The organism is Micromonospora sp. KC606, from assembly GCF_004348675.1.
Classification (GTDB): Bacteria; Actinomycetota; Actinomycetes; order Mycobacteriales; family Micromonosporaceae; genus Micromonospora.
Genome location: NZ_SMKN01000321.1, coordinates 1 through 4,720, shown reverse-complemented (window position 1 = coordinate 4,720; position 4,720 = coordinate 1). Strand labels below are relative to the sequence as shown.

Genomic DNA, 4,720 nt, shown 5'->3' with positions numbered 1-4,720 from the left:
GGGGTGGACGCCGGCAGGTCCGACCCGGACCGCGGGTCCATGAAGGCGTCCTCATCGGACTCGTACCGATACACCATGTGAGCTAGAGTAGGGGCCGTTGTCCCTTTAGAGGGTAATAATGGGAATTTGTGGTGTGGCGCGTCGGGAATCTGCTGACCGAGGTGGCCGTGGCCCGCAGCCACCCCGGTGCGAGAATGCCCGACGTGACCGGCGACCACTACTTCTCCACCGAACCCACCGTCAGCGCCCATCCGCGGGAGGTCCGGTTCTCCGTCGCCGGGCGCGACTACACCCTCGCCTCCGCAGGCGGGGTGTTCTCCGCCGACCGGCTCGACCCCGGCACCGCGGTGCTGCTGCGCAAGGCCGAGCTGCCAGCCATCGGCACCGGCGGCGACCTGCTCGACGTCGGCTGCGGCTTCGGACCGATCAGCTGCGTCCTCGCCACCCGCGCACCCGCCGCCACCGTCTGGGCGGTCGACGTCAACGAACGGGCCCGGGCACTCGCCGCCGAGAATGCCCGCCGGGTCGACGCCGCCGACCGGATCCGAGCGGCCGCCCCCGACGAGGTGCCCGCCGACCTCACCTTCACCCAGATCTGGTCGAACCCGCCGATCAGGATCGGCAAGGCCGAGCTGCACGAGCTGCTGCGCCACTGGCTGCCCCGACTCGCCCCGGACGGCGTCGCCTGGCTGGTGGTGGCCCGCCACCTCGGCGGCGACTCGCTGCACCGGTGGCTCGTCGACGAGGGCTGGCAGGTCGACCGGCACGCCAGCCAGAAGGGCTACCGGGTACTGCGGGTCACCCGGTAATCGGGTGTCGCCCCGCCGGCCGTTGCGGCAGGATGCCGGCGTGGGTTATGTGGACGTGGCAGCGGTCGGGCATCTCCTTCCGGACGGTCGGGAGCTCTTCGCCGACGTGTCCTTCCGGGTCGCCGACGGCGCCAAGGTCGCCCTGGTCGGGCCCAACGGCGCGGGGAAGACAACTCTGTTGCGGATGGTCGCCGGCGACATCCCGGTGCGGACCGGGTCGATCGCCCGCTCCGGCGGGCTCGGCGTCATGCGGCAGTTCATCGGCATGATCGGCGACGAGTCCACCCTCGCCGACCTGGCGCTCGCGCTGGCCCCGGCGCCGCTGCGCGACGCCGGCCGCCGGCTCGCCGAAACCGAGACGGCCATGCGGGCCGCCGAGCTGCGCGGCAAGTACAGCTCCGCCGCCGGCAAGGCCCAGCTGGCGTACGCGGACGCGCTCGGCGCCTGGGGCGAGGCCGGCGGGTACGACGCCGAGGTGCTCTTCGACACGGTCACCACCATCGTGCTGAACCTGCCCTGGGACACCGCACGGGAACGCCCGGTGCGGACCCTCTCCGGCGGCCAGCAGAAACGCTTCGCCCTGGAACTGCTGCTACGCGGCCCGGAGGAGGTGCTGCTGCTCGACGAGCCGGACAACTTCCTCGACGTGCCCGGAAAGCGGTGGCTGGAGGCGCGGCTGCGGGAGTCTGGCAAGTCGGTGCTCTACGTCTCCCATGACCGGGAACTGCTCGCCCAGACCGCCGACCGGGTGGTCGCCGTCGAAGGCGGCAGCGCCTGGGTGCACCCGGGCGGCTTCGCCAGCTGGCACGACGCCCGGGTGGCCCGGCACGACCGCCTCGACGAGCTGCGCAAACGGTGGGACGAGGAACACGAGAAGCTGCGCGAGCTGATGCTGATGTACAAGCAGAAGGCCGCGTACAACTCGGGGATGGCGTCGCGGTACCAGGCCGCGCAGACCCGGTTGCGCAAGTTCGAGGAGGCCGGGCCGCCGCCCGAACCGCCGAAGGACCAGGACATCCGGATGCGGCTGTCCGGCGGGCGGACCGGCAAACGCGCGGTGATCTGCGACCAGCTGGAACTCGACGGCCTGACCTTCCCATTCGACCTGGAGCTCTGGTACGGCGACCGGGTGGCGGTGCTCGGCGCGAACGGCACCGGGAAGTCCCACTTCCTTCGGCTGCTCGCCAGGGGCGGCACCGACCCCGACCCGGCCCACACCCCGGTCGACGCGGCTGCCGCGCTCGCCCCGGTCGCCCACGCCGGGGTGGTACGCCTCGGCGCCCGGGTCCGGCCCGGCCACTTCTCGCAGACCCACGACCGGCCGGAACTGATGGAGAAGACGCTGGTCGACATCCTGTGGCGCGGCGACGAACACCGGGACGGCATGGACCGGCACGCGGCGATGGCCGCGCTCAGCCGGTACGAGCTGGCCGGGCAGGGCGACCAGCGCTTCGGCACGCTCTCCGGCGGCCAGCAGGCCCGCTTCCTGGTGCTGTTGCTGGAGCTGTCCGGAGCCACCCTGCTGCTGCTCGACGAGCCCACCGACAACCTGGACCTGGCGTCGGCGGAGGCGCTGGAAGCGGGACTGGCCGGGTTCTCCGGCACGGTGGTCGCGGTGACCCACGACCGGTGGTTCACCCGCTCCTTCGACCGGTTCGTGTTGTTCCGGGGCGACGGTGAGGTGGTGGAGACGCCCGAGCCGGTCTGGGACGTCGGCGCATGATCGACGACGGGCTGGTCGAGCGCCTCTGCGCGGTCGGCGGTGTGGTCGCGGTGGCGCTCGGCGGCAGTCGGGCCCGGGGCGAGCACCGGCCGGACTCCGACTGGGACGTGGGCCTCTACTACCGGGGACGGCTCGACGTGGCCGGGCTGCGTGCGGTGGCCGCCTCGGTGGCCGACCACGACCTGGAGCTGACCGCCCCCGGTGGCTGGGGGCCGTGGGTCGACGGCGGCGGCTGGCTGCGGGTGGGCGGCGTGGCGGTGGACTGGATCTACCGCGACCTCGACCGGGTACGCCGGATCTGGGACGACTGCCGCGCCGGCCGGTTCACCGTCGCCGCGCAGGCCGGGCATCCCCTCGGCTTCTACTCCCACGCCTACGCCGGCGAGGTGGCGCTCTGTAGGGTGCTGGGCGACCCGACCGGGGAGCTGACCGCGCTTCGCGAGCAGACCCGGGTCTACCCGCCGGCGCTGGCCGCCGCTCTGGTGGACGCCGGCTGGGAGGCTGCTTTCCTGCTCGACGGCGCGGCGAAGGCGGTCGCTGCGGGAGACAGCGGCTACGTGGCCGGCAGCCTCTTCCGGACGGTCGGGATCCTGGCGCACGCGCTGCACGGCTGTGCCGGGCGGTGGCTGGTCAACGAGAAGGGCATGATCGCCTCCGCCGGCCGGTTGCCGTGCGCCCCGTCGGAATTCGCCGGGCGAGCGCAGCGGCTCCTCGGCGAGGTCGGGCGTACCCCGAGGGAACTGGCCGCGACGATCGCCACCGCCCGGGAGTTGGTCGGGGACGTGCTCGGCCGAGACGAGGGCCGGGGTCCGGCCGGGTGACCCCGGTGGAGCCGGATGGGCCGGCATAGGGTGGATCTCGTGACTGACATGACCTACCGCCGACTGGGCGACTCCGGGCTCGTGGTGTCCGTGGTCGGCATCGGCTGCAACAACTTCGGGCGCAAACTCGACCTCGACGGCACCCGCGCGGTGGTCGACGCCGCGCTCGACGCTGGGATCAACTTCTTCGACACCGCCGACATCTACGGGGAGCCGCACGGCACCTCCGAGGAACTGCTCGGTCAGGCGCTGAAGGGCCGCCGGGACGACGTGGTGGTGGCCACCAAGTTCGGCATGTCGATGGGAGGGCGCAACGGCCGGGACTTCGGGGTGCGGGCCTCCCGCCGCTACATCGTGCGGGCCGTGGAGGCGTCCCTGCGCCGGCTGGAGACCGAGCACATCGACCTGTATCAGTTGCACGAGCCCGACCCGGGCACGCCGATCGACGAGACTCTCACCGCCCTGGACGACCTGGTCCGGGCCGGCAAGGTGCGCTACCTCGGCAACTCCAACTTCGCCGGCTGGCAGATCGCCGACGCCGACTGGACGGCGAAGACCCGGGGCCTGACCCGGTTCGTCAGCGCCCAGAACCACTACAACCTGCTCCAGCGGGACGCCGAGGTCGAGGTCATCCCCGCGTGTGAACGCTTCGGCCTGGGGCTGCTGCCGTTCTTTCCGCTCGCCAACGGTCTGCTCACCGGCAAGTACAAGCGGGGCGAGGCGCCGCCCGCCGGCAGCCGGCTGGCCGGCGGCGGCCGGTACGCCCAGCGCCTCGCCGCCGCGAACTGGGACATCATCGAGGCGATCGAGGCGTACGCGGCCGATCGCGGGCTCAGCATCCTTGACGTCGCCATCGGCGGGCTGGCCGCCCGGCCGGCGGTGGCTTCCGTGATCGCCGGCGCCACCAGCCCGGAGCAGGTGCAGGCGAACGCGGCCGCGGGCAGTTGGCAGCCCACCGACGTGGACCTGGAAGCCCTCGACGCCATCCTCTGACGGCGCGGCGCGGTCGGCCGGACACTTCGCCCGCCGCCCGAGTCCGCCTGCGTCTGCCTGTCCTCGTGCGTCCGCCCTGGCTGCCTGCGTCTGCCTGGCTGTGCGTCGTTTGCCCGCGTCGTCGGCCCGACGTTGTCTGCCTGCTGGCCGTCGCCCGGCCCGCGCTGCCCGCCTGCTTCCGCGTTGCCTGCACCCTGTGTCGCGTGCCTTTGTTGCGAGCGCCCCGCGTCACCCGCCTCGCGCCGCCCGCCCGGGCCTCACCGTTGGGGCCGGCACGGTCGGTGGAACGCCATGTACGTCTCCGGGGTGTGGCGACAGCAGTGCCGTTCCACCGAGCGGCGGCGGTGGCGGTGGGGAGGCGGACAAGGCGGGGG

Annotated in this window: 4 protein-coding genes; all 4 read left to right on the top strand. The window is 72.9% G+C overall.

Features of this window, described 5'->3' with window-relative positions; translation table 11 throughout:
• Positions 1-203 precede the first annotated feature (203 nt).
• From E1193_RS30180 to E1193_RS30165, 4 genes are read left to right on the top strand one after another with little or no spacing between them, the layout of a single operon-like run.
• A complete protein-coding gene (locus tag E1193_RS30180; RefSeq protein ID WP_132186540.1) occupies positions 204-809 on the top strand; it encodes a methyltransferase in 606 nt (201 codons plus the stop codon).
• Between the two features lie 40 nt (positions 810-849).
• Positions 850-2,532 (top strand): ATP-binding cassette domain-containing protein, encoded by a 1,683-nt coding sequence (locus E1193_RS30175; protein WP_132186538.1) that lies wholly within the window; start codon positions 850-852, stop codon positions 2,530-2,532.
• Positions 2,529-3,353 (top strand): nucleotidyltransferase domain-containing protein, encoded by an 825-nt coding sequence (locus tag E1193_RS30170; RefSeq protein WP_132186537.1) that lies wholly within the window; start codon positions 2,529-2,531, stop codon positions 3,351-3,353. The genes E1193_RS30175 and E1193_RS30170 overlap by 4 nt, the downstream gene beginning before the upstream one ends.
• Positions 3,354-3,383: 30 nt before the next feature.
• Positions 3,384-4,346 (top strand): aldo/keto reductase, encoded by a 963-nt coding sequence (locus E1193_RS30165; protein ID WP_207922930.1) that lies wholly within the window; start codon positions 3,384-3,386, stop codon positions 4,344-4,346.
• Positions 4,347-4,720: the final 374 nt, after the last annotated feature.